Source organism: Pseudomonas sp. IC_126 (assembly GCF_004331835.1).
Taxonomy (GTDB): domain Bacteria; phylum Pseudomonadota; class Gammaproteobacteria; order Pseudomonadales; family Pseudomonadaceae; genus Stutzerimonas.
The window spans coordinates 1-25452 of record NZ_SJSS01000001.1 but is presented as its reverse complement, the minus strand read 5'-3'; the positions used below and the strand labels follow the sequence as shown (position 1 = coordinate 25452).

At 60.1% G+C, this 25452-nt stretch carries 19 protein-coding genes; 13 read left to right on the top strand and 6 right to left on the bottom strand.

Annotated elements, in window-relative coordinates; translation table 11 throughout:
* Nucleotides 1–26 precede the first annotated feature (26 nt).
* Complete coding sequence (locus E0D86_RS00095) at nt 27–2267, bottom strand: CoA transferase (protein WP_131647876.1); 2241 nt, start codon at nt 2265–2267, stop codon at nt 27–29.
* Nucleotides 2268–2477: 210 nt separating this feature from the next.
* Nucleotides 2478–3671 carry an MFS transporter gene (locus E0D86_RS00090; RefSeq protein WP_218567995.1) on the bottom strand — a complete coding sequence of 398 codons (1194 nt, stop codon included), beginning with the start codon at nt 3669–3671 and terminating at the stop codon, nt 2478–2480.
* A 184-nt stretch (nt 3672–3855) separates the two neighbouring features.
* Between E0D86_RS00090 and E0D86_RS00085 the strand changes: the two genes are divergently transcribed.
* Nucleotides 3856–4281: a VOC family protein gene (locus E0D86_RS00085; RefSeq protein ID WP_131647874.1), complete on the top strand. Its 426-nt coding sequence runs from the start codon at nt 3856–3858 to the stop codon at nt 4279–4281.
* Here the strand turns inward: E0D86_RS00085 and E0D86_RS00080 are convergent.
* The 3 genes from E0D86_RS00080 to E0D86_RS00070 all read right to left on the bottom strand — a co-directional run bounded on the left by E0D86_RS00080 (nt 4263) and on the right by E0D86_RS00070 (nt 7127).
* Nucleotides 4263–5042, bottom strand: a complete 780-nt coding sequence (locus tag E0D86_RS00080) for an SDR family oxidoreductase (protein WP_042926808.1) — start codon at nt 5040–5042, stop codon at nt 4263–4265. The genes E0D86_RS00085 and E0D86_RS00080 overlap by 19 nt on opposite strands.
* Nucleotides 5043–5112: 70 nt before the next feature.
* Nucleotides 5113–6156: an aromatic ring-hydroxylating dioxygenase subunit alpha gene (locus E0D86_RS00075; protein WP_131647872.1), complete on the bottom strand. Its 1044-nt coding sequence runs from the start codon at nt 6154–6156 to the stop codon at nt 5113–5115.
* Between the two features lie 29 nt (nt 6157–6185).
* Nucleotides 6186–7127, bottom strand: coding sequence for a Rieske 2Fe-2S domain-containing protein (locus tag E0D86_RS00070; RefSeq protein WP_131647870.1), 942 nt, complete (start codon nt 7125–7127; stop codon nt 6186–6188).
* 214 nt (nt 7128–7341) lie between these two features.
* On the opposite strand from E0D86_RS00070, the gene E0D86_RS00065 reads away from it, so the two are divergent.
* From E0D86_RS00065 to E0D86_RS00035, 7 genes are all read left to right on the top strand, one after another.
* The gene (locus E0D86_RS00065; protein WP_131647868.1) at nt 7342–8241 is read left to right on the top strand and encodes a LysR family transcriptional regulator; all 900 of its coding nucleotides are present in this window, start codon (nt 7342–7344) and stop codon (nt 8239–8241) included.
* A 167-nt stretch (nt 8242–8408) separates the two neighbouring features.
* Nucleotides 8409–10754, top strand: coding sequence for an FdhF/YdeP family oxidoreductase (locus tag E0D86_RS00060; RefSeq protein WP_131647866.1), 2346 nt, complete (start codon nt 8409–8411; stop codon nt 10752–10754).
* Nucleotides 10755–11377: 623 nt separating this feature from the next.
* Nucleotides 11378–13987: a bifunctional aconitate hydratase 2/2-methylisocitrate dehydratase gene (gene acnB / locus E0D86_RS00055; RefSeq protein ID WP_131647864.1), complete on the top strand. Its 2610-nt coding sequence runs from the start codon at nt 11378–11380 to the stop codon at nt 13985–13987.
* Nucleotides 13988–14014: 27 nt separating this feature from the next.
* Nucleotides 14015–14263 (top strand): OadG family protein, encoded by a 249-nt coding sequence (locus tag E0D86_RS00050; RefSeq protein WP_131647862.1) that lies wholly within the window; start codon nt 14015–14017, stop codon nt 14261–14263.
* Between the two features lie 19 nt (nt 14264–14282).
* Nucleotides 14283–16064 carry a sodium-extruding oxaloacetate decarboxylase subunit alpha gene (gene oadA, locus E0D86_RS00045; RefSeq protein ID WP_131647860.1) on the top strand — a complete coding sequence of 594 codons (1782 nt, stop codon included), beginning with the start codon at nt 14283–14285 and terminating at the stop codon, nt 16062–16064.
* Between the two features lie 10 nt (nt 16065–16074).
* Nucleotides 16075–17211 (top strand): sodium ion-translocating decarboxylase subunit beta, encoded by a 1137-nt coding sequence (locus E0D86_RS00040; RefSeq protein WP_131647858.1) that lies wholly within the window; start codon nt 16075–16077, stop codon nt 17209–17211.
* 92 nt (nt 17212–17303) lie between these two features.
* Nucleotides 17304–17924: a TetR family transcriptional regulator gene (locus E0D86_RS00035; protein ID WP_131647857.1), complete on the top strand. Its 621-nt coding sequence runs from the start codon at nt 17304–17306 to the stop codon at nt 17922–17924.
* Nucleotides 17925–18404: 480 nt separating this feature from the next.
* Here the strand turns inward: E0D86_RS00035 and E0D86_RS00030 are convergent, their stop codons facing one another.
* Entirely contained in the window at nt 18405–19265 is an 861-nt protein-coding gene (locus E0D86_RS00030; RefSeq protein ID WP_131647855.1) for a helix-turn-helix transcriptional regulator, read from the bottom strand.
* Between the two features lie 140 nt (nt 19266–19405).
* On the opposite strand from E0D86_RS00030, the gene hemA reads away from it, so the two are divergent.
* The 5 genes from hemA to E0D86_RS00005 are packed head-to-tail and all read left to right on the top strand — an operon-like array spanning nt 19406 to nt 25359.
* Nucleotides 19406–20638 carry a 5-aminolevulinate synthase gene (hemA, locus tag E0D86_RS00025; RefSeq protein ID WP_131647853.1) on the top strand — a complete coding sequence of 411 codons (1233 nt, stop codon included), beginning with the start codon at nt 19406–19408 and terminating at the stop codon, nt 20636–20638.
* On the top strand, nt 20638–21141 hold the full coding sequence (locus E0D86_RS00020) for a GNAT family N-acetyltransferase (RefSeq protein ID WP_131647851.1): 504 nt from the start codon (nt 20638–20640) through the stop codon (nt 21139–21141). Before hemA ends, E0D86_RS00020 begins: the two co-directional genes overlap by 1 nt.
* Complete coding sequence (locus E0D86_RS00015) at nt 21138–22208, top strand: Gfo/Idh/MocA family oxidoreductase (RefSeq protein WP_131647849.1); 1071 nt, start codon at nt 21138–21140, stop codon at nt 22206–22208. Before E0D86_RS00020 ends, E0D86_RS00015 begins: the two co-directional genes overlap by 4 nt.
* A 22-nt stretch (nt 22209–22230) precedes the next feature.
* On the top strand, nt 22231–24084 hold the full coding sequence (gene asnB / locus E0D86_RS00010) for an asparagine synthase (glutamine-hydrolyzing) (RefSeq protein ID WP_131647847.1): 1854 nt from the start codon (nt 22231–22233) through the stop codon (nt 24082–24084).
* 57 nt (nt 24085–24141) lie between these two features.
* Nucleotides 24142–25359: an MFS transporter gene (locus tag E0D86_RS00005; protein WP_131647845.1), complete on the top strand. Its 1218-nt coding sequence runs from the start codon at nt 24142–24144 to the stop codon at nt 25357–25359.
* Nucleotides 25360–25452 lie beyond the last annotated feature (93 nt).

Genomic DNA, 25452 nt, shown 5'->3' with positions numbered 1-25452 from the left:
GTGGGCCGCCTTTGTGCATCAATTGCTTACAGCCGAACCACACCGGCCGCGGCCAGACGTTCCAGTTCGCTGTTTTCCAAGCCAAGCCCGCCGAGTACATCGCGGCTGTGCTGGCCGAGGGCGGGCGGCGGACGATCCAGCGACAACGGCAGATCACCGAAATCCCAGAACGCGCCAATCTGTTGCAGCTCGCCGTACACCGCATGTTGATAGTGGGTATGCAAGCCAGCCGCGGCGTGGTCGGGGTTGTCGAGGAAGGGGTCGAGCTGCGCCTCGAGAACGGCTTCGGCGGGCACGCCTTGTGCGCTCAAGGATGACAGCGCATCGGACTGTGTCCGCCCGACGAAATACGTTTCAGGGTCCGCTCCGGCCAGCGCACGGAAATGCTGCGCTTCTTCGGGCTCCAGCGCCGCCACGGCGATCCAACCGTCATTGCAGCAATACAGCCGGTGCGTGTCGCAAAGGCCGGTCTGGCTGGCGTCCAGATGCGCGATGGGCGTGACCCTGCCGTCCTCACGGCCCACCGCTTCGCTCATGGTGAGCAAGGTCGCGCCAAGCAACGACGCGTTCACCATCTGCCCTTCACCGGTCCGCGCGCGCTGGTAAAGCCCCAACAGCAGAACGTACAACGAAGAAAGTCCCGCAAAGAAATCACCAACGCCAAAACGCAGCCACATCGGCGGTTGGCCGGCACCGCCCTGCTCCACTTCCCAACCGCAGGAGGCTTGCATCAACTGGTCGAAGCCGGGCCAATCGGCACGTGGTCCGGTGGGTCCGTAAGCGCTGACGTGGCAATAAATGAGTTGCGGATTGATCCGCTTGAGACTGTCGTAATCGACCTTCAGCTTGCGCGCCGCCGGCAGGCGCATGTTGTGATGGACCACATCGGCCCAGCGCACCAGCGCCTCGACCGCCGGTTGACTCAGCTCATCGCCGAGTTTTAGCGCGACGCCCAGCTTGCCGCGCTGAGTTCCACTGAAAATGCGCTCCAGTCGGCGCATGGCATCGCCGGTCGGGGCCTCGACCTTGATCACCTCCGCGCCCAGATCGGCCAGCATCATGCAGGCGAACGGCCCAGCCAGATAGGCGCCCAAGTCGAGCACCTTGAGACCATGCAAAGGAGGCAACGGCTCGCCCTGACGCCCAGTGCCCGGAACCAGACGCAGCGTTGGCGAGTCCTTAAAGTCGCTGTCATTGTCCGCGCCGGGCTGAGGTGCGGAACGGCCGATGCGTGCCGGTGGGGTGATCATCCAGGCTGGTCCCGGTTGCAGCGTCTTGCCGAGCGTGGCGTCTTCCACTTCGACCACATACCCGTTCAGTCGCGCCTGCTCGTCGAAATAGATGTCGCCGAAGGGCGCGGCAATCTGCGCCGAAACATCGTGCTGCCAGAAATGCTCGACCCACTCATGAGCGGGCCGCGTGGCGATGATGGCCCGGTTGGCTCCGAAATTCGGCGCCACGTGGCTCGGCGGCCATTGCGCATTGAGCCGGGCGACTTCCGCCTCGCCCAGTTCTGCCATGGCATTGGCCATCAATGGGGCTTTATCCGGCGAGTAATGCACATGAATCCAGCGGCCGTCGGCGCACTGGTGCAGCGGGATCGGAATGTGCTTGTCCAGCCCCTTGGCGAATACCGGCGTCGGTGTTTGCGCGCGGCTCCAGTGCATGGTCATCGGGACCAGCGCGGCCTGAGCCAGACTGGTGTGCGCGGCGCCGCCACGGCCATCACGATCACGCGCGATCAACCGCGCCATCACGCCCACCACACACAGCCAGCTTGCCAGCCAATTGGCAAAGGGCATGCGCACGAAGACCGGCCCAGGGCGGTGGCCCGGCTGTTCGTCGAGCAGGCCCAGGCGTGCCATCACCAGCGTTTCACGTGGCACTGCCCCAGCCAGTGGATGCTTCTTCGGCCAGCCGGTAATGGCCGAAACGATCAACGCAGGAAATCGCTGCGCCAGCTGTGCATCGTCGAGCCCCAGCGTCGCGGCCTGCTTGGGAGTGAATTCGTGAATAAGCACGTCGGCCGCGGCCAGCAGCCGTTCGAGCCGCTGCTGCCCATCCGGCACGTTGATATCCAGCGTGACACTGCGCTTGCCCCGATTGAGCACGGCGAACAGCGCTTCCTCGCGCCGAGCCGGGTTGTCGGGCGGTTCGACCAGAAACACCTCGGCACCCGCTTCGTACAGCTGCAAGCCCGCCGCAGCACTCGCGATACCCGACCCCAGACTGACCACACGCAGGCCGTGCAGCGTTGACTCGTTCATAAGCACCTCTGGGTGTCTTGTTATTGTTCCAATGTTTCACTGTTCTGCTGTTCTACGCCGGAGCGAAACCGAGCCCGGCCTCGTTCGGCGAATTAAGAAGCTAGTGCATGAACCAGGATGATTCCAGTGTCAGACTGATAGTTTTTATACAGAATCCTATAAATTGTTTATTCGCACCGACTTCGTACGATTTTTTGCAGCCTACTGTGGCTAACCCCCGGCAGCGCCTAGCCGACGCGCCTGCCAGCTCCCAGCCAGCAGCACGCCACTCATCAACCAGAACAGCGATGCGGCACCGAGCGCCGCGCCCAGCACGCCGAACAGCAGCGGCATGCAGGCTCCGGAACAATTGATAAATACCGAGCGCACCGCCAGCCCTTCGCCGTGACGCGCACTGGGGGTCACATGGTGCAGTTGTGTCATCAACGCAGGCTGAATAGTGCCCAGCGCAACACCCAGCGTGGCGGTTCCCAGGGCCATCGCCCAGGCGGGGCCGAGCCAGGGGTAGATGGCGTACACCGCTGCGGTGAGCAGCAGGGCACTCAAGATGATCGAGCGCTGCGACAGACGATTGGCCAGTAGCGGTATCAACAGCAGCCGCACCAGTGTCGAGGTGACGGCGTAGGCGGCGAGGATCGCGCCGATCACCGAGGCGCTCATGCCCCGGGCATTGCCCAGAATCGGCAAGGCGAAGGAATGCACATCCCAGCTGGCCGACACCAGCCAGTTGATGAATAACAATCGGCGAAACGACGGCTCGCGCAGCAGATCCCATGCAGGGCGTCGCTGCTCGCGCGATACCGGGGCGGCCATCTGTTCGCGCGGCACCCACTGCGATAGCAGCAGCGTACCGAGGGGCAGTATCGCCAGGGCCGCAAACGCAATGCGAAAACCGTAATGATCGATCAGCAGTCCCGTTCCCAGAGGCCCGATCAGGCTGGCCAGGGCCGGCGCGATAGCGATCCAACCCAATACCTTCATGCGCTCGCCTGCGTTACGCGCCAGGCGCGCCGCCGTGCGCTGAAGCGCGATCAACCCGAAACTGGAGCCGCCGCCACAGAGTGCGGCAGCCAGACAAAGCCACAGGTAATGACTCGTCGAACTGGCGATCACCGCGCCGGCAAAGGACAGGCTCGCGGCGATGCGTGTCGGGCGGTGATAGCCGTGTCGGTCCGCCATACGACCCGCGGTCAGGGCGAGAAATACCGGCGCGGTCGCAAACATCGCCATCACCACGCCGACCGCCCAGACATCCATATCGCGTTGCAGCAGCTGCAGTGGCGCGGCCATGCGCATCCCGGTCAGGCATGAGTGCATGCCGATCTGGCACAGCACCAGGACCCACAGCTTGAAGTAGGGAAAGGGCTCAGCGAGCGCTCCGTCAGATGACGCCGACAGGGTCACGAGCGGTGCCGTAAGCGGAAGGGATTGATGCAGGGCGTGAAGCAGAATCGGATGCGTACATTCAAGTCATTCTTATTGTTGGAATCTTGAATATAGACAGATATCAGCTATATGTACAATTACCTAGCGTCGCGATGCCAGCATCTGTTCATATGCGATGCGACCACATCCAAGGGAGAGCTTCGTGATCGAACGAATGGACCACTTCACGATCGTGACGGATCAGCTGCAGGCAACGCGCGAGTTCTACATTGACCTGCTCGGGTTGACCGAAGGCCCGCGCCCGCCTTTTCCGGTGGCTGGCTTGTGGCTCTATGCCAACGGCCACCCGCTGCTGCACGTGGTGCAGGTGCAGCGAATGCCAGAGCCCCGCTGCGGCGTGCTCGACCACATGGCGTTTTGGGCCGAAGGGCTGCGGCAGACATGGCAACTGCTCGAAGATCGCGGCATCGAATTTCGTGTCATCAGAGCGCCGGGGGCGGTCCGTACCTGGCAGCTGTTTTTCCTGGACCCCAATGGCGTGGAAGTGGAGCTGGACTTCGCGGCTGAGGAAACGCCTCCCGAAGACTGGAAAGCCCGCTTGCCGCCGCGTCAGATCAAGCCATCGTAGCTCCCGCCATCCACTTGAAGGTTTTGCCCCGAGATGTAGCTCGCCTGAGCCGAGCAAAGAAATGCACAAGCCGCGGCGAATTCTTCCGGCTTGCCGAACCGCCGCGCCGCTACGGGCCTGAGCATCTCGGTGCGCGCATCTTCCAGGCTCAGCTTTCTGTGCTTGGCCAGCTGCGCGGTCATGTAGCGCAAGCGGTCGGTTTCGATGCGTTCAGGTAGCAGGTTGTTGATGGTCACGTTGTCGCGCACCACTTCGCTGGACAACGCTTTGGAAAACGCCGTCAGCCCTGCCCGAGAGGCGGTGGAAAGTCCCAAGGGCAGGCGCGGCGACTTCACCATGGCCGAGGTGATGTTGATGATCCGTCCGAAGCGCCGCTCGCGCATGCCACCGACCACGCCCTGGATCAGCAAGATTGCCGACAACATGTTTGCCTCGATAGCCCGCAGCCAGGCCGCATGGTCCCAGTCTTCGATCCTGCCCGGCGCGGGGCCGCCGTTGTTGGTGATCAGGATGTCGGGCGCGGGACATGCGGCGATCAGGGCGGCTCGGCCTTCTTCGGTATTCAGATCGCCGCGCACGACAAGCGGCCTGTGACCTGTGGCGGTCTCGACTTCCGCCGCCGTGCGCTCCAACTGCTCGGCATCGCGCCCGTTGATCAATACGCGGCAACCTTCCTGCGCCAACGCCAGCGCGCAGGCCTTGCCGAGGCCACGAGACGAAGCGCAGATAATTGCGCTGCGCCCTGCGATTCCCAAATCCATAACGCTGCTTCCTGTCGTTGCCAACGGTGTCGGCGTATTGCGTGTTCGACGTCCTCGCGCCGGCGAGGTATCAGCCGTCCATACCCAGCAATTGGGTGATGTCCCGACCCGGTTCGGCATCGGAGCCATAGGAAAAATCGCCCTTGCGCTGACGTTCGGCCAGCTGCTCCATCTGAAAGCGATAACGAGTGCCGGGCGCATCGAAGCGCGAATGCAGGTCGATGCGTTCACCCGGCTCGAAATAACGCTGGTTCTGCGGACGCACCACGGAGTTGTCCTGCGGCTGGATGATGTAATTGATGCGCGGCATCAAATAGCGGAACGGTGCAGGTGCCGCCGTGGTGTTGAACGTCACGTCGCAGCGCGAGCGGTGTTTGCCCACCGGCAGGAATGGCTGCAGATTGGGCACGTCGTAACCCGGACGAAAGCGCGGATAGGAGATACACACGTTGCTGCGCAGATGAATATGCAGCACGGCGCGGAAGTCCTGGTACTTCGCTCGCACACCGCCGACCCAACGCATCACTGGCGCGACGGACTTCTGCGCGACCGTGCGGGTACGTGTCACGGTTTCCGACGTCCACTCCACTTCCACCACGTCCGATTCCGATATCCCGTCGCCGATGGTATTGGCATGTAGAAAGTCGGCGTGGGTCAGGTCGATGAGGTTTTCCACCGACAAGGCAGAACTGGCATCGAAACGAACCGTGCGCTGGGTGTAACCAGGAAGACTGCCATCAACCGGCAGAAACGGGATGTGCGGCAGCAGCAAGGAATCGGCCGCATCAGGATTGCCATACCAGGCCCAGATATAACCGTAACGCTCGACAACCGGGTAGTAGCCCATACCGCCGGTAAACTCGGTGAATGATGCACACTCGGCATGCAGGCGCTCGGGATGAAACTCGGCCGCAAATGGCCGACCGTCCTTTCGCCAGAGGTAATAGCTCTGGGAATGGATGATCCGGCGGATGGGCCGCTCGGTGACATCGCGGCTGTGGGATACCGGGAACCAGGTATCGCGCAGGTCATAGTTGGTCGGTGTCCAGTCTTTGCGAATCCGGCGCGCAGCGGCTTGCGGCTGTGCATCGGAAAGAGGCGTGGCGGCGTGCATGGAATTCTCCGGGTTCAGCTGAATGAAGATCAGACGGCGAGGCGTTGTTCAACGACTATCTGCTGACGCAACTCATGTAAGTCACGCGAGGGTGCGACCAATAACGCGGCGATGGCCGAGCCATCGATCGTGGCATTCACGCTGAACGGCGCTCTGCCTGCAGTCCGTGAGGCGCGCCAGCGCAACGGCGCGCCCGCCATGCTGGTCGTGTGCTGGAAGCCGCGCCAACAGAGGCTGGTGGTGCCTCGTCGGTTGGCGCTCGCACCGATGAAAAGCGTGCTGAGCGGCGTTTCATCCTGGCTCAGCAGGTCCACCCGGATGGTGCCGCCACGCAGCGGAACCGCCGTGCGAACGATCAGCGGGTAGTCAGCCACGAACTGCGACGGCAAGATCTGACTCGACCAGACCGCGCCCCTGTCGAGCACGAGACGGTCGTTCACCAGTTGCGGATCGCCCAGGAAGAAATCCGTTATTTGCACTGAGTCGAAGCCCAACAGGCAGTTGGGCCCATCCAGCATCACGGCGAGGTACTCATCGTGCGTCATGCTGACGACGGCGCTTCCCGTGTACTCACGCCCCGTAGGGGAGTAATCGGCGCTTGGCAGGGTGGCGTCCGGCTCGCCGTCGCCCACCCATACATGCACGAAACCGTTACTTTCTTTTGCCACAAAGGCGCGCGCCGCATGGCGTTGCGGGACGCGTTCGCTGGCGCTCAGGTTCGGGATAGCGGTACAGGCGCCGCTGGCTCCATCGAACGTCCAGCCGTGATAGCCACACTGCAACCCGGAACCCACGACGCAGCCTAGCGATAACGGCACCCGCCGGTGCGGACAGCGATCTTCCAGGGCGAAGACCTGCCCTTCAGCGTTGCGGAACAGAACCAGTTCTTCCCCGCCGCAGGTCACGGCGAGAGGCTTTACATTATTCACGGATTCGCAAAGGGCCGAAGCCCACCATGAGCTGGTCGCCATCGAATGTTTGCCTCGTATTGTTATTGTAGATGCAGCCAGGCGACGTCCCCGATCCGGGCGCCTCGCCTCAGACCAAAGTAGACCTTGGTGTAAAACGAAACAACATTAAATAGGCATATTTTAATATTTTGTTCATATTTTCTTCGCCGGTACGCGTAGGCGTTTTGATCGCAAATCCTCGCGGATACGGCCACCACTTGTCTGAGACGCACCATTGGATATCAAGCAGCTGAGATTTCTCGTAGCGCTGGACGAAACCCGGCACTTTGGCCAGGCCGCAGCACGCTGCCATGTCACTCAACCTACGCTTTCGATGCGCTTGCGCGGGTTGGAAGATGAGCTGGGCCTGCATCTGGTGACGCGCAGTCAGCGTTTCGAGGGCTTTACCCCGGAGGGTGAACGCATTCTGGCCTGGGCCCGTAGCCTGCTTGCGGCGCAGGACGGTCTCTACGCCGAGGCAGCATCCTGTCGCGGCCAGCTGGTGGGTAGTCTGCGTTTGGGAGTGGTACCGCTGGCGGGTTTCAATCCGATGCAATTGGTGACTCTATTTGCCGAGCGGCATCCAAGCCTGCACTTCCAGCTGTTTGCCTTGAGCAGCGATCAGATTCTGGAGAGGCTGAACCGGAACCAGCTCGACCTGGGTATTTCCTATCTCGAGCGTCTCGACCAGGCGCATTTCGCCAGCCTGCCGCTGGGTGAAACGCGGATGGGGTTGCTGCACGACCGGCGTCACTTTCGCTTTCCAGGTGCCTCTGTCACGTGGGAGGCGCTGGCGACGCTGCCGCTCGGCATGTTGTCGAGCGGCATGCATTTCCGGCAATCAATCGATCATGCGTTGCGCAGTCGCGGCCTGAATCCCGCCCCTAAACTGGAAACCGACGCGGTGCATCATCTGCTGCAAGGGGTCAGCGCAGGCCTGTGCTGCGCGGTGATGCCACTGGACAGTGGGCTCGGTGAATCGGCGGATCATCTGACCCTGACGCCTATTGACGATGCCAGCACGCTCGCCCCGCTTGGCCTGATTCTTCGCCTCGATGCCCCACGTTCGGTACTCGGCGAAGCCTGTTTCGCCGAAGCCGAGGCCATGCTCTGCGCTGTCCACATGCCGGATTGAGCCAAACCGGTGATCAAGCGTGTCGATCACGCAATCGAACATAGCGATTGGACGCTGTTGCCATAGAACTCATAGGCTCCACAGGTCGTGGTGCACATCGCGCACGGCTCGGCCTTACCTGGGTACAGGCAGGTCGATGTGAACCTACGCGCAGATGAGTATTGAGCATGAGCCGCCCGCCCCGTTCCCAGCCTGCCTCTCGTTACCAGCCCTATCACGGTCCCGCTGGTGGCTGGGGCGCGCTGCGCAGCGTGGCGCAATCATGGCTGGGCAGCGGCAACGCGCTGAAGAACATTCGCACCTTGTTGAAAACCAACCAGAACGGCGGCTTCGATTGCCCCGGTTGTGCCTGGGGAGATTCGCCCCATGACGATACGGTGAAGTTTTGCGAGAACGGCGCCAAGGCAGTGAACTGGGAGGCGACCAAAAGACGTGTCGATGCCGAATTCTTCGCCCGTTACAGCGTCAGCCAATTGCGCGAGCAAAGCGACTACTGGCTCGAGTACCAGGGTCGTCTGACCCAGCCCATGCGCTACGACGCCGACACTGATCATTATCTGCCGATCGGCTGGGATGCGGCCTTCGCCCTGATCGGCGAGCAGCTGAAGAGGCTGGAAACGCCTCATCAGGCGGAGTTCTATACCTCCGGACGGGCCAGTAACGAAGCCGCGTTTCTTTATCAGCTGTTCGGCCGCGCGTTCGGCACCAACAATTTTCCCGACTGCTCGAACATGTGCCATGAGGCCAGCGGCGTCGCGCTCGGCGGCAGCATCGGTGTCGGCAAAGGCACGGTTACCTTCGATGATTTCGCTCATGCCGACGCCATCTTCGTGCTCGGCCAGAACCCCGGCACCAACCATCCGCGCATGCTCGAACCGCTTCGCGAGGCAGTGCAGCGCGGTGCTCAGGTCGTTTGTTTCAATCCACTGAAGGAGCGAGGACTGGAGCGTTTCCAACATCCCCAAAAGCCACTGGAGATGCTCGGCAACCAGGATGCACCGACCAATACCGCCTATTTTCGTCCCAACCTCGGCGGCGACCTGGCAGCGTTGCGCGGAATGGCGAAGTTTCTTCTTCAATGGGAGCGCGACGCCCAGCAGCAAGGCACCGACGCGGTGTTCGACCATGCCTTCATTGACGAACACACGCAGGGGCTCGATGACTATCTGAACGTCATCGACGCTACACCCTGGTCGCTGATCGAGGGGCAATCGGGGCTGTCGCGCGCCGTTATCGAACAGGCTGCGCGGATGTACCGCCACGCAGAGCGGGCAATCGTCTGCTGGGCCATGGGCATCACCCAGCATCGCCATTCAGTAGCAACCATTCAGGAGATCGCCAACCTCTTGCTGCTGCGCGGCAACCTTGGCAAACCGGGCGCTGGCGCCTGTCCGGTGCGCGGTCACAGCAATGTCCAGGGCGATCGCACCATGGGCATCAATGAGCGGCCGCCAGCGGCGTTGCTGGATGCCATCGAGCAGCGCTTTTCGTTCAGCGTGCCACGCGCACATGGCCACAACACGATCGAAGCGATCAACGCCATGCTTGCCGGCCAGGCGAAGGTGTTCATCGGATTGGGCGGCAATTTCGCTCAGGCGACGCCCGACTCGCCCCGCACCCACGAAGCGCTGCGCAATTGCGAGCTGACGGTACAGATCAGCACCAAACTCAACCGCAGTCATCTGACCAATGGCAAACAGGCGCTTATTCTGCCCTGCCTCGGCCGCACCGACATCGATCTGCAGGCCAGCGGTCCGCAGGCCGTGACGGTCGAAGACTCGTTCAGCATGGTTCACGCCTCCTGGGGCCAGTTGCAGCCGCTATCGCCACAGATGCGCTCGGAGCCGGCGATCGTCGCTGGCATCGCCGCAGCCACACTCGGTAAGCATCCGATGGATTGGCACTGGTTAGTGGAAGATTACGCACGCATTCGGGAACTGATCGAAGCAACCATCCCCGGCTTCGCCGACTTCAATGCCAAACTCAAGCAGCCCGGCGGTTTCTACCTGGGCAACGCAGCCGCACGCCGAACCTGGAATACTGCGAGCGGTCGTGCTCAGTTCAAGCACCACCCGCTGCCCCTGGACTTGGTGCCGGCAGAGGCCAGCCGCGACGGCCAAACGCCGGACCTTATCTTGCAGACGCTGCGTTCGCACGATCAGTACAACACCACGCTGTATGGGCTGAATGATCGCTATCGCGGAGTCAAAGGCATGCGCGAGGTTGTGTTCGTCAACCCAAGCGATCTTCAACGGCTCGGGTTCGAGAACGGAGAAGTCGTTGATCTGATCTCGCTCTGGGACGACGGCATCGAGCGGAAGGTGCGCGGATTTACCCTTCTCGCCTACGACACCCCCTTGGGCCAGGCCGCCGCCTATTACCCGGAGACCAATCCACTGGTGCCGCTAGGAAGCTTCGGTGAAGGAAGCCATACACCTACATCCAAGTTCGTCGCCATCAAGGTGATAAAAAACGGAAAACAGACGGAGCGGGATTTGCTAGCGCATGCATGACGAAGCGATGCACGTGTCCGTGTAGCTAGCCCAACCTGAGATGGGCGACCCAGCAACCTTCGGCGTTGGTGGGAGCGTCTGGGCGCGTCGCAAACGCTTCGGATCGCTGCAGCGTGTCATTGGCCAAACCCAGCGTTCATTGGTCGCTCACAAATGGGGCAAATCGCTTATCGCAGGCTGACAGTAGCGGGTCTGACGGTCATCCACGTCACTGCGGCAAGCAATCCGGCCGCTGAAAAAAGTCCATGAGCTAAGAGTCAGGCACCCCGCCTTGTCCGCGCCATTTCCGATAACAACGGGAGTGTCATCGAATTCATGAGCAGCCGGTCCGCAAATATAAACAACCGCTTCGGCACCACGATGGCTGGGTCGCACGTCAGCCCTCGATTCACGCCGGGTTTGTTTTGACCAATTTGAGTTTGACAACGAACCGTATGCAACTTACTTTCTGTACGTTTATCCATATTTTGTTCATATTTTTGGAATTCGCCTCGACATCTTAAGCGCCGCAGGCTGCAAGATAGGCCCTGTTCGATTCTTAACGCTCGGTTTGCTTTGCCCCCTCGGCTTTACAAATTAACCCGACTATCCGGCCTGCTTTCAGGGCTGCATGAGAAAACATTGTGCTCGAAGCTTATCGAATTCTACTCGGACAACGCGCCAGCCAAGGACTTCCTGGCTTGCCGCTGAACGCCGAACAGACCGCAGGCCTGATCGAACTATTGAAGAACCCGCCAGCCGGCGAAGAAGCCTTCCTGGTCGACCTGATCACCAACCGCGTCCCTGCCGGTGTCGACGAAGCTGCCTACGTCAAGGCAGGCTTTCTCTCCGCCATCGCCAAAGGCGAAGCCACCTCTCCACTGATCAACAAGCAACGCGCCGTTGAACTGCTGGGCACCATGCAGGGCGGCTACAACATCGCCACCCTGGTCGAGCTGCTGGATGATGCCGAGCTGTCCGCGGTGACCGCCGAGCAACTCAAGCACACCCTGCTGATGTTCGACGCCTTCCACGACGTCGCCGAAAAAGCCAAGGCCGGCAATGCCAACGCCAAGGCCGTACTGCAGTCCTGGGCTGATGGCGAGTGGTTCCAGAACCGCCCGGCGCTGGCTGAAAAGATCAGCCTGTCCGTGTTCAAGGTCACCGGCGAAACCAACACCGATGATCTGTCACCAGCTCCAGACGCCTGGTCGCGCCCCGACATCCCACTGCATGCCTTAGCCATGCTGAAAATGGCCCGCGACGGCATCAACCCGGACGTTCCCGGCTCGGTAGGCCCGATCAAGCAGATGGAAGCACTGAAGGCCAAGGGCTTCCCGGTCGCCTACGTCGGCGACGTGGTCGGCACCGGCTCTTCGCGCAAGTCCGCCACCAACTCGGTGCTGTGGTTCTTCGGCGACGACATCCCGAACGTGCCGAACAAGCGCGCGGGTGGCTTCTGCTTCGGCACCAAGATCGCCCCGATCTTCTACAACACCATGGAAGACGCCGGCGCCCTGCCTATCGAGTTCGATTGCTCCAACCTGGCCATGGGCGACGTCATCGACGTGTATCCATACAAGGGCGAAGTGCGCCGCCACGGTAGCGACGAGCTGGTCACCACCTTTGAGCTGAAGACCGACGTACTGCTGGACGAAGTCCGCGCTGGCGGTCGTATTCCGCTGATCATCGGTCGTGGCCTTACCGACAAGGCGCGCGCCGAACTGGGCCTTGGTCCGGCCAACCTGTTCAAGATGCCGATCGCCCCGGCTGACAGCGGTAAGGGTTTCACCCTGGCGCAGAAGATGGTCGGTCGCGCTTGCGGCCTGCCGGAAGGCACGGGCGTGCGCCCAGGCACCTACTGCGAGCCGAAGATGACTACCGTCGGCTCCCAGGACACCACTGGCCCGATGACCCGCGACGAGCTGAAAGACCTGGCGTGCCTGGGCTTCTCTGCAGATCTGGTGATGCAGTCCTTCTGCCATACTGCGGCCTATCCGAAGCCAATCGACGTCAACACCCACCACACCCTGCCTGACTTCATCAAGAACCGTGGCGGTGTCTCTCTGCGCCCGGGCGACGGCATCATCCACAGCTGGCTGAACCGCATGCTGCTACCGGACACCGTCGGCACCGGTGGCGACTCGCACACCCGCTTCCCGATGGGCATCTCCTTCCCGGCCGGTTCCGGTCTGGTAGCCTTCGCTGCCGCCACTGGCGTCATGCCGCTGGACATGCCGGAATCCGTACTGGTGCGCTTCAAGGGCGAAATGCAACCGGGCATCACCCTGCGTGACCTGGTCCATGCCATCCCCTACTACGCCATTCAAGAAGGCATGCTGACCGTCGAGAAGAAGGGTAAGAAGAACATCTTCTCCGGCCGCATCCTGGAAATCGAAGGTCTGAACAACCTGACCGTTGAACAAGCCTTCGAACTGTCCGACGCCTCTGCCGAACGTTCCGCTGCCGGCTGTACCATCAAGCTCCCCGAAGACGCAATCGCCGAGTACCTGCGCTCCAACATCACCCTGCTGCGCTGGATGATCAGCGAAGGCTACGGCGATGCCCGCACCCTGGAGCGTCGTGCCCAGGCGATGGAAGCGTGGCTGGCCAAGCCGAGCCTGCTGGAAGCCGACAAGGACGCCGAATACGCCGCCGTGATCGAGATCGATCTGGCCGACGTGAAAGAGCCAGTCCTCTGCGCCCCGAACGACCCGGACGACGCCCGCCTGCTCTCCAGCGTTGCTGGCGAGAAGATCGACGAAGTGTTCATCGGTTCGTGCATGACCAACATCGGTCACTTCCGCGCTGCCGGTAAGCTGCTGGACGAGGTCAAGGGTGGCATTCCGACCCGTCTGTGGCTGGCTCCGCCGACCAAGATGGACGCTCACCAATTGACCGAAGAAGGCTACTACGGCATCTACGGCAAGGCCGGTGCGCGCATGGAAATGCCAGGCTGCTCGCTGTGCATGGGCAACCAGGCACGTGTCCAGACCGGTTCGACCGTGGTCTCTACCTCGACCCGTAACTTCCCGAACCGCCTGGGTGATGCCACCAACGTGTACCTGGCCTCTGCCGAGCTGGCTGCAGTCGCCTCGATTACCGGCAAGCTGCCGACCGTCGAGGAGTACATGCAGTACGCGAAACAGATCGACACCATGTCTGCCGATGTCTACCGCTACCTGAGCTTCGACCAGATCGCTGAGTTCCGTGAGTCCGCGGCCAAGGCGAAGATTGACGTGGTCGCTGTTTAATTCGAACCTAACAAGGCGGTTTCCGTTATGACTTCTAACCAGCTCCTCTGGGAAGGCGTCGAACTTATGCTGTTCGGCTTAGGTTCTGTCTTCGTATTTCTTGTCCTACTTATCTATTGCATCCGGCTCATGTCGTTCTGCGTGGGTCGCTTCGAGCCAACGCCGACTCCGGTCATGCATGCAGCGCCGAGCCCTTCTGCCTTTATTGAATTGGATGGCGACGAGTTGAGCGCCATCCAGTCCGCTATTCATCAGCACCGCGCGCGCCGCGGTTGATCAGAAAGGGAGTTCGCTCATGAGTTCTGTCAAACAGCCGCTCGGCATTACCGACGTGGTGCTACGTGATGCCCACCAATCCATTCTGGCCACCCGCGTCCGTCTTGAAGACATGCTGCCGATTGCCGGCAAGCTCGATCAGGTGGGGTTCTGGTCGGTTGAATCCTGGGGTGGGGCGACCTTCGACGCGTGCATTCGCTATCTAGGCGAAGACCCGTGGGAGCGCATCCGTGAGCTAAAGAGAGCGATGCCTAACACCCGTCAGCAGATGCTGCTACGCGGTCAGAACCTGCTGGGCTATCGACACTACGCCGACGATGTGGTGGAAAAATTCGTCGAGCGGGCAGCGGTCAACGGTGTCGACGTGTTCCGCGTGTTCGATGCGATGAACGATCCGCGCAACCTGGAAACTGCACTGCGGGCCGTCAAGCAACAGGGCAAGCATGCCCAGGGCACCATCTCCTACACCACCAGCCCCGTGCATACCCTAGAAATGTGGGTCGATCTGGCCAAACAGATCGAAGACATGGGCGCCGACTCGGTGGCGATCAAGGATATGGCGGGCATTCTCACGCCTTATACGGCCTACGAACTGGTTTCGCGCTTGAAGGCCAGCCTGTCCATCCCGATCCATATGCAGTGCCATGCCACGGCGGGCCTGTCCACGGCTGCGATTCTCAAGGCCGTCGAGGCCGGCATCGATAACGTCGATACCGCCATCTCTTCACTCTCGATGACCTACGGACATTCGCCGACCGAGTCGGTGGTAGCGATTTTCCAGGGTACCGAGCGCGACACCGGGCTCAATCTGGGGCTGCTGGAAGAAATCGCTGCGTATTTCCGTGAAGTGCGCAAAAAATACGCTAAGTTCGAAGGAACCCTCAAGGGCGTTGACTCACGGATCCTCGTGGCTCAGGTGCCAGGTGGCATGCTGACTAATATGGAAGGCCAACTGAAAGAACAGGGTGCGCTCGACAAGTTCGATGAGGTGCTGGCCGAGATTCCTCGCGTCCGCGAAGACCTTGGCTTCATTCCGCTGGTGACACCCACCTCACAGATTGTTGGCACTCAGGCAGTCATTAACGTGCTCACTGGGGAGCGCTTCAAATCCATCACTAAAGAAACCGCTGGCATTCTCAAAGGCGAGTACGGCTCTGCCCCGGCTCCCTTCAATACCGAACTGCAGCAACGCGTGCTCGACGGCGCGCAAGTCATCACCTGCCGCCCCGCCGACCTGCTGCAGCCGGAAATGGACAAGCTGACTGCGGAGCTGAAAGGCCTGGCTCAGGAGAAAGGCATCAAGCTGGCCAAGGACGAGATCGACGACGTCCTTACCTATGCGCTGTTCCCCCAGATCGGTCTCAAGTTTCTCGAGAACCGCGGCAACGCCGCCGCCTTCGAGCCGATACCGACCGGGCATGAGTCGGCGCCACGCGAAGCAGGTATTCCCGAGGTGTACACCGTCGAGGTCAACGGCAAGTCGTTCGTGGTGCAGGTCAACGAAGGCGGCGACATCGAGGGGCTCAAGCCGATCGGTGATGCTTCTGGCGCAACAGCTGCAACTGCTTCTGCACCGGCCGCTGGCACCGGTGAGCCTCAGTTGGCACCGCTGGCAGGCAACATCTTCAAGGTGCTCGTACAACCCGGTCAGGTGGTTCAGGAAGGCGATCTCGTCATCATCCTCGAAGCCATGAAGATGGAAACCGAAATCCGTGCATTCAAGGCTGGCACCGTCTCAGGTGTGAACGTCAAGGTCGGCGACGCGGTGTCGGTGGGCGATAGCCTGCTGACCATCGCTTAAGGAGTGCTGCATGGATAAGTTGCTCAAGCTGTGGCACAGCACCGGTCTGTATCACCTGGAGCCCGGCCAGTTGCTGATGATCGTGGTGTGCCTTGCCCTGATCTATCTGGCGATTCGCAAGGGGTTCGAGCCGTTGTTGCTGATCCCGATCGGCTTCGGGGGCCTGCTCGCCAACATTCCGGTCGCCAACATGGCCGAGGGTGCCGGTATCCTGCACCTGCTCTACGAAGTGGGTTTGCCGACCAGCGTGTTCCCCCTGCTGATCTTCATGGGCGTGGGGGCGATGACGGACTTCGGTCCTATGCTGGCCAACCCTAAGACCCTGCTGCTCGGTGCGGCAGCGCAGTTCGGTATCTTCGCCACCTTGCTCGGTGCGTTGGGGCTGGCAGCGATGGGGATTCCGGGTATGGAGTTCAGCATGCGCGAGGCGGCTTCGATCGCCATCATCGGCGGTGCGGACGGCCCGACCTCGATCTTCGTTACCGCCAAGCTCGCACCGCACCTGCTGGGTCCGATTGCCGTGGCGGCCTACTCGTACATGGCGCTGGTTCCGTTGATTCAGCCGCCGATCATGCGAGCACTGACCACCAAGGAAGAGCGCGCCATCGTGATGACGCAGCTGCGCCATGTCGGTCAGGCGGAAAAGATCATCTTCCCGCTGATGCTTGCCCTGATGATTGGCATGTTATTGCCGGATGCCGCTCCGCTGGTGGGCATGTTCGCCTTCGGTAACCTGCTGCGTGAATGTGGGGTGGTCGATCGACTGGCTGATACCTCGCGTAATGCGCTGATCAACATCGTCACCATCGGCTTGGGTTTGACCGTCGGCTCCAAGCTGTCTGCCGAAGCCTTCCTGCAGATGAAGACCCTGGGAATTCTGGTACTCGGCATGGTTGCGTTTTGTGGCGGAACGGCCGCCGGTGTGCTGATGGCTAAAGTGATGAACATGTTCAGCACGAACAAGATCAACCCACTGATTGGTTCGGCAGGCGTATCGGCCGTACCCATGGCTGCGAGGGTGTCGAACAAGGTGGGGCTCGAGGCGAATCCACAGAACTTCTTGCTCATGCATGCAATGGGACCGAACGTGGCGGGGGTCATCGGCTCCGCTGTTGCTGCGGGCATTTTGCTGAGTTTCGTAGGGTGACTAACCGCTAGGCTAAGGTAATCACGTGTCGTCAGGAACACAACTACACCTGCCTAGTAATACGACCAGCAGACAAAGTTTTGAGAGAAAGAATGCGACGAACAAAAGAAGATGCCAAAAAAACTCGGACGGTACTTCTCGCATCTGCGGAGCGACTCTTTCTAGCTAACGGAGTGACACGAACGAGTCTGAGTCAGATTGCCCATGATGCAGGCGTAACGCGTGGTGCAGTTTATTGGCATTTCGAAAACAAAGCCGACCTATTAAACCAACTGCTCGACCAGGTTCGAATATCGCCTGAAAAAATAATGGGAGTGACCACTGATAATTCTTCACAACATTCGTTGCGCTTATTACGGGACTTATGTGTAGAAGGCCTAAATGCTCTGGCGACAGACCAGCAAAAAAGCCGCGTCATGAAAATTCTTCTGCATCGCTGCGAGTTCACCGACGAGCTTATCGCAGCGGAAGCTCGCCACAATTTCTTGATAATTCAGCTTATTGATCAATGTGAGCAGATATTTGCCAGCAACATTGAGATACTGCAGCCAGGTGTCACACCTCGAATGGCTGCAATCTCGATCCATGCTCTTATTATTGGCTTGTTCACTGATTGGACAAGAAACCCGCAATTATTCGACCCAATAGGGGACAGCGGTCCGTTGATCGACCCGCTTTTTCGAGGCCTCGTCAGAAACTGGGAAAATATCTAACGATTTGGCATCCTTGCCCTCCAGATCCAATGTATTTGTGACAACGTCGCTGCAAAACATAGTGACCGAATCGCAGAGTTATGCGCTGGCCAAGTCAGAAAGATTAGCCCTAAGGAAAAAAATACTGTTTTCCGGCAGCATTGTTGAACTTGATCATTTATCTTTTACAAAGGCTTTATAGGAGCCATGCCGCTTGAATAAATCAGGTCGATGGTCGCAACAACCATCAGCAGCTGGCCCAACCTACCCATGTAGCTCCAGCCATTTCATAGCCTCTCAGGCCAGTTGGGATCATCGGCTTCGTGCGCCTTTACAAGCCCCTCGGTTAAGTACGTAATGCTGCAAAGCGGTCCAACAGCCTGATGAGAGAAACACCGTATCGTTGAAGCTTTGTGAATTCGGCGTACACCGGAGTCTTAGTAACCATGTGCTCTGTGCGACCTGCCTACCTCACTTACCCAAGTATTTGGTAAAGGCCTGCTACACGATCGCGTTTCCGCTCGAGGTCGTCAGCCAGCGCTCAAAATGCCGGCTTTGCACCTGCCCGTCTTTCGCCGCGTAGTAGACAAGCCGCAAGTCCCGATCGACATCGATCGTAAGTGAGGTGTGATCGAACACCACCTGGCCGATCCCGTCGATCTGAAAATTCCGGATGCCCTGGCAGGGTCCATGAATATCCTGTTGCCGCCACCAAGTCCTGAAATCGGTGTCGATCTTCTCCAAATCTTTAACCAATGCTCCAATGTCGGGGTCCTTGGCTGCCCTGACGAAATCACGGCGAAAACTCGACAGGATTTGCAAGGCCTGATCCTCCCATGGGTCGAGCAATGCGCGCATCGAAGATGCGGTGAACAACAGCCAAAGGAAGTTGCGCCGCTCTGTCGGAACGCTCGAGAAAGCGAAGACCTTATCTGCTGCCGCGTTCCAAGCCAGCACATCCCAGCGAAGATTGAGGACGTACGCCGGACGCATTGGGAGGTCGGCCATCAACCGATGAACGAGCGGTGGCACGACACACCAGGTTTTGCCCGGCTCTGGCGGGAGCCTCTGATGCGCCAGCAGGAAAAGATGCCGTCTTTCGGTGGCGTCCAGCTTCAACGTGCGCGACAGATTTTCGAGGAAAGTCGCAGATACGCTGATCTCTCGCCCCTGCTCCAGCCAGGTGTACCAGGACAGTCCTACCCCGGCGAGGGCTGCGACTTCCTCCCGTCGAAGCCCCGGAGTGCGCCGTCTTGCACCAGAAGGCAAGCCTACGTCCTGGGGAGAAATACGTTCACGGCGGCTTCGCAGAAAGTTGGCCAGCTCCGCCCGGTTTCGCTCAAGGCTGCGCGGCGCGCTCATCCAGTTACTCTCCAGTAATAGTATAAGAGGTCAAATTGTAACCCCATCGAAGCGGGGTTAAGAATAACTCCTCGTCGCCAATGCCCCGTTCCAGACAGCTGGCCGGCATCGAGCAGCTTGATCGTTCAGGAGATATTCGGATGTACCAATCATTGCTTCGTGAGCAACTGGAGTTACTGAAGTCCTCCAACCAGTACCGCACCTTTACCACTCTCAGCCGCATCTGCGGCCAGTATCCGTTCGCCAAGCTGAACGGCGAGCAGCAGGATCCAGTCGTTGTATGGTGCAGCAACGACTACCTAGGGATGTCGCAGCATCCAACCGTACGCGAGCAAATGCACCTGGCATTGGAGACGTACGGCGCTGGCTCAGGCGGTTCGCGCAACATCGGTGGCTCCTACGAGCTTTATGAGCGACTCGAGGCGAGCCTTGCCGACTGGCACGGTAAAGAAGCGGCACTGGTTTTCCCGACCGGCTTTGGCTCGAACGACGCCACCCTCCAATGCCTGCTGAGGCAAATCCCCGATTGTGTCGTGATCAGCGATGCGCTGAATCACGCATCGATCGTCAACGGCATCCGAGCAACACCGAATGAACGGCAGGTGTTTCGCCATAATGACGTGGAACACTTGGCCCAGATACTGTCCCGCTATCCAATTGGGCAACCGAAGCTGGTTGTGTTCGAGTCGGTCTACTCGATGGACGGCGACATCGCACCGATTGCCGACATCGTGGAAGTTGCCAAGCGCTTCAACGCGCTGACCTATCTCGATGAAGTTCATGCGGTCGGCATGTACGGCGCTCGAGGGGCCGGCATCGCTGCCGAGCTCGACCTGGTCGATAAGATCGACATCATCCAAGGCACCATGGCCAAGGCCATCGGCGTAATCGGTGGTTACATCGCATCGACCCGCGTCATCGTGGACGCAGTACGTTCCTTTGCGACAGGCTTCATCTTTACCACGTCCCTTCCTCCTGCCGTCACGGCTGGCTGCCTGGCAAGCGTCGAGCATCTCAAGTCAAGCGATGACGAGCGCCAGAAGCTACAGATCAACACCGCCTTATTGCGCGAGCGTTTGAAACAACACGACATTCCCGTCATGCCCTGCTCGCAGACGCACGTATTGCCGGTATTGGTCGGTGACGCCGAGCGCTGCAAAGTTGCCGCCCTGCGGCTTCTACATACACACGGGGTCTATCTCCAACCAATCAACTACCCATCTGTGCCGGTCGGTACGGAGCGCTTTCGGGTTAACGCAACGCCCAACCACAGCCAAGCCCAGATCGAGAATCTAGCCGTTTCCCTGCGCGAAACCTTCGACCATTTTGCGATCCCTTTGGCATCCAAAACCTTCACTTCGGAGGTGGCCTGATGAACAACTTATCGTTCACCGTGCGAAACGCGACGCACGAGGACATCGAGTGGCTGATAGAACTGAGGTCCTTCTTGCTGGACGGTACGTCGGCCATCTACGCCAGCCGCAGCCAGAAGGACTCTGAAAGATGGCGTACGGCGTATAAGCACTGGCTAGCCGCACATTTAGGGGTGCATGACAGTGTGCAGGTGCTCGTAGCTGAGCACCGTGAAACTCGGCAGGTCGCCGGCTGTGCTACTGGAATCATCGATCTCAGGGCGCCCACCTCTGTAAACGCTAACGGTCGGTCGGGATGGATCCAGTCGGTTGTGGTTGATCCTCAATGGAGGGCGCACGGCATCGCAACTCAGCTCATGAATCATCTGCTTCGCTGGTTTGGCAACCGGGACGTTGCAACGGTAGCGCTCCAGACTACAGCATGCGCATCCGGGCTGTACGAACGTCTTGGCTTCTGCCCGACAGGCGAGAGCCTCCTGCTTCGCCAGGGGGCGTCAGCATGAACGTGTTGATTATTGGCCTGGGCTACGCCGGACAGCGATTTCGCCAAGCATTCGAACATGTTGCAAACCGAGCCGGTCTCTCAATCTCTATCGCTTATGTCGGGCGACGTCAGAAGGCTACGCCACTGCGTTACTTCGCCTGCATCGACGGTGCGCTCCAGCATTTCCGGCCCGATATCGTGGTGGTCAGTGCCAACGATATAAACCACGCCGATGTATTGCGCCAGCTGGCTGGTTACCAGGGGTTTCTCATCTGCGAGAAACCCCTGGTAACGCCAACTGACCGGCTGAACGGCGTGCAAGACGCGCTCAGCGATGTCGCCGGATTCGCGTTGAATCTGATCGAGCGCTATTCGCAGGCGACGCAGACCTTGCGTGCATGGGTTGCCCGCCATGAGTGGGAACTGGCACGAGCCAGTTTCTATTGGGGCAAGGATCGCATCAATGACTACCGGCCCACTTGCGGAATTACCAGTGAAGCGATTCATGCGTTGGATCTGCTGCGCTGGGTATGCCCGACCGCGGGTCCGCTGCGGCTGACTGGCGTTCTGGGTATCCGATCAGACTTTTCGGTATCTGGCCTTGCGGTTCTCGACACCGTGCAGCTGACCGCTGTCCTTGGTTCCGCGCCAGTCACCGGCTACAGCAGCTTCGTCAACGTCGTTCGCCAACGCACCGTCGACTTCAGCTTTGTCGATCGGGAAGACCAGCTTATCCATGCGCGACTGACCTTCGATACGCCGCGCTGGGATCATGACCAACTGCGGATCTGGATGCGGGATATCGACGGCACGGAGCTCGTGCTGCACGAGCTCCGACTCTCTCCCAGCCAGTCGGGACTCGAGACCCTGCACAAGCTTTCTGAGTTCTGCCAACAGGTCCTTGACTGGGTCGTGCGGCGCCAGCCGCCTCCCCTTCCATTCGCCAGCCTGGACGACGCCGTCGAACTACAGGAATTGCTCAATCAACTGGAGCATCGCGCGCTCACCCCTGCCGCGGCCCGTTACAACCGTGGCGCACAGCGCGCCTTGCTCGTCGAGGGCAGCGATCTGGAAAGCCTCGGCTAATGGATATCAGCAGGAGAACCACATGTGTGGAATAGTTGGATGGCTGTCCTACAGCCAGGACATGCAGGCGCAACGCAATACACTGAAGCGCATGACCGAGACGATGGCAAATCGGGGGCCCGACGCCGAGGGGATCTGGATAACGGGTCCAATCGGCTTTGGCCACCGAAGGTTGTCGATAATCGACCTCGAAGGCGGTCGGCAGCCCATGCTGGCTCGACGCGACGACGGGTTAGAAGCGGCGGCGATCACCTACAGCGGTGAGGCCTACAACTTTCGTGAACTGCGCGCCGAGCTGAAAGGACGCGGCCATCGTTTCGAAAGCCTCAGCGACACTGAAGTGGTCCTGCGCGCCTACCTAGAATGGGGAGAGGGATTCGCCGATCGGCTCAACGGGATGTATGCCTTCGCGGTTTGGGACCTCACAACGCAGGAACTGCTGCTGGTTCGTGACCGGATGGGCGTGAAGCCGCTTTATTACTACGAGACGGTCGACGGGGTGGTGTTTGGGTCCGAACCCAAGGCCCTATTAGCCAACCCGCTCGTGCCCCGTACCGTAAGGGCCGACGGGCTGCGTGAGATCCTGGAGATGGTCAAAACTCCAGGCCATGCAGTGTATGACGGCATGCGTGAAGTCTTGCCTGGCGAGATCGTCCGCATCAATCGTCAGGGCCTCATTCGACACCGTTATTGGCGACTCGAGGCTCGTGAGCATGGTCATACGCTTGACCAGACCGTCCGGCATACGCGAGATCTCCTGGAAGATATCGTGCAGCGGCAAGTCGTTTCGGATGTGCCCCTGTGCAGCCTGCTTTCCGGTGGTCTCGATTCGTCGATCATTACCGCCTTGGCGTCCAGAAAACTGCTTGCTGGAGGCAAGGAAAACATTCATTCGTTCTCGGTCGATTTTCTCGATCACGGCAGCAGTTTTGCCAGCGATGCAGTGAGGGGCACGCCTGATGCGCCCTTCGTTCGCGACTTGGTTGAGCGTATCCACTGCAGTCATCACGAAATCGTCCTGGACAGCAGAGAGCTGGCCGATCCGGCGCTTCGCTATCGAGTCATCGAGGCGCTCGATCTACCGCCTGCCTTCTGGGGCGACATGTGGCCATCGCTCTATCGGCTGTTCCAGGAAGTGCGCCAGCACTCCACCGTTGCACTGTCCGGAGAAAGCGCGGACGAGGTCTTTGGGGGCTACCGCTGGTTCCACGACCCCGCGGCGATCCAGGCCCAGACCTTTCCCTGGCTGGTGTCTGTGACTGGCAAATACTTCGACGGCAAGACCCTCTTCGACCCGGCGCTGCTGCATCAGCTAGACCTGCCCGGGTTCGTACAGGACAGCTACAGCCAGGCGCTCAGCGAAGCCCCAGTACTGCCGTCGGAGGCGCAAACGGATCGGCGCATGCGCCAGATGAGCTACGTCAACCTGACCCGCTTCGTCCAGACACTGCTTGATCGCAAGGACCGGATGAGCATGGCCGTCGGTCTTGAGGTCAGGGTGCCCTTCTGTGACCACAGGCTTGTCGAGTACGCATTCAATATTCCTTGGGAAATGAAGACCTTCGACGGGCGCGAAAAGAGCATCTTGCGTGCGGCGACTCGTGACCTGTTGCCCGAATCGATCAGCGATCGGGTCAAGAGCCCCTACCCCTCGACGCAGGATCCTGCCTACGAGCAGGCGCTTCGCACCTCGCTCGCCCAGATCATGGCCGACAAGGACGCACCTGTGCGAGCCCTTCTCGATGCATCGCAGGTCAAGCGCACCCTGGAGAGACCCGTTGGAGACACCTCGCCCATGTACGACCGCATGGGCATGGAGCTGGCGGTTGGCCTGAACACCTGGCTGACCGAACAGGATGTCAGCCTCGATCTTTAACTCAGCGCGACGCGGTCCGGCGGTCGCGTCCAGCCTTCTTCCTGGAGCGGCGATACTATGAATACCCCGTATCCCAACAAGCAACTTCCCATCTACCTGATCGCACTCGGTGCATTCGCGCTGGGCATGGCCTCCTATGTCACAGCAGGCCTGATTCCCCTAATCGAGGCCTCCTTTTCCGTTTCGGTCGCTGTGGCTGCGCAGCTGGTGACCGCCTTTACCCTCGCCTATGGCCTTGGCTCGCCGGTTTTCGTTGCGCTGACCCCGCCCGATCATCAACGCACCGGTTTGCTGTTCGCCCTTGGATTGTTCGTTCTGGCAAACGCGGCCAGCGCCCTCACAGCAGACTTTACCGAACTGGTGATCTGGCGGGCCGTAGCCGGAATAGGCGCTGGCGTCTACCTCGCCATGGGCATCGGCGCCTCAGCGGCGCTCTCATCGCCCGAGCGGCGCGGAAAGTCGATCGCCATCATCATGGGAGGCATGGCGAGCGGCGTCGTGCTGGGTGTTCCAGTGAGCTTGATGATCGCAGACAGCTTCGGCTGGCAAGCTGCACTTTGGCTCGTCACCTCGCTGGGGCTGCTGGCTTTAGCAGGCCTGACATTGCTGTTGCCGAGGCTGCCAGCCGCGCCAACCAGCTCCCTGCGGCAGAAGCTCAGGATCCTTGCCAATGGGCACGTGATGACCATTCTTCTGATTTCCCTATTAGCAGCCGTTGCCAGTCTGGGCATGTACACCTTTATCGCCCCACTGCTCGCCGACCCGGAACTCGGTGCAGTCCGCTCGGTAACGCCTTATCTCTGGATCTGGGGCATCGGTGGCGTGCTCGGCAGTTTTCTTGTAGGCCCGGTCGTCGATCGAGTCAGGGGGCCCGTGCTGGTCTTCGCCATTATGGTCATCCTCTCGGCCTCCTTGTTCCTTTTACCGGTTGCCGCCACGCTCGGCACATGGCTGGTGACACTGCCGATCATGGCATGGGGCGCCGTAGGCTGGGCCCTGCAGGTACCGCAGAACAACGAACTGATACAGGCCAGGCAGGCACACGGCGATGGCAACCTTGCCATCGCTCTCAACGAATCGGCGCTGTACCTGGGCAGCGCTATAGGTGCGGCCGCGGGTGGCTTCGTCCTGCTGCTACAGATGCCTACCTGGACGCTGGCCGCCTGTGCCGGCTTGGTCGCGCTACTCGGCGCACTGCTTCAGGTTCTCATCCTTTGTCGTCAGCGAGCCTGGCCGCGTAATGTAGTGGTCAACCCATCCCGGACAGTGGGTTAAGTTTTTCTTCGGCCACCGCAGGCGGTAGCCCATCGTTGAATTGATGCGGCCTGATCCAGTTGTAGCGGTGCATCAGGTAATGACTGATGTCCC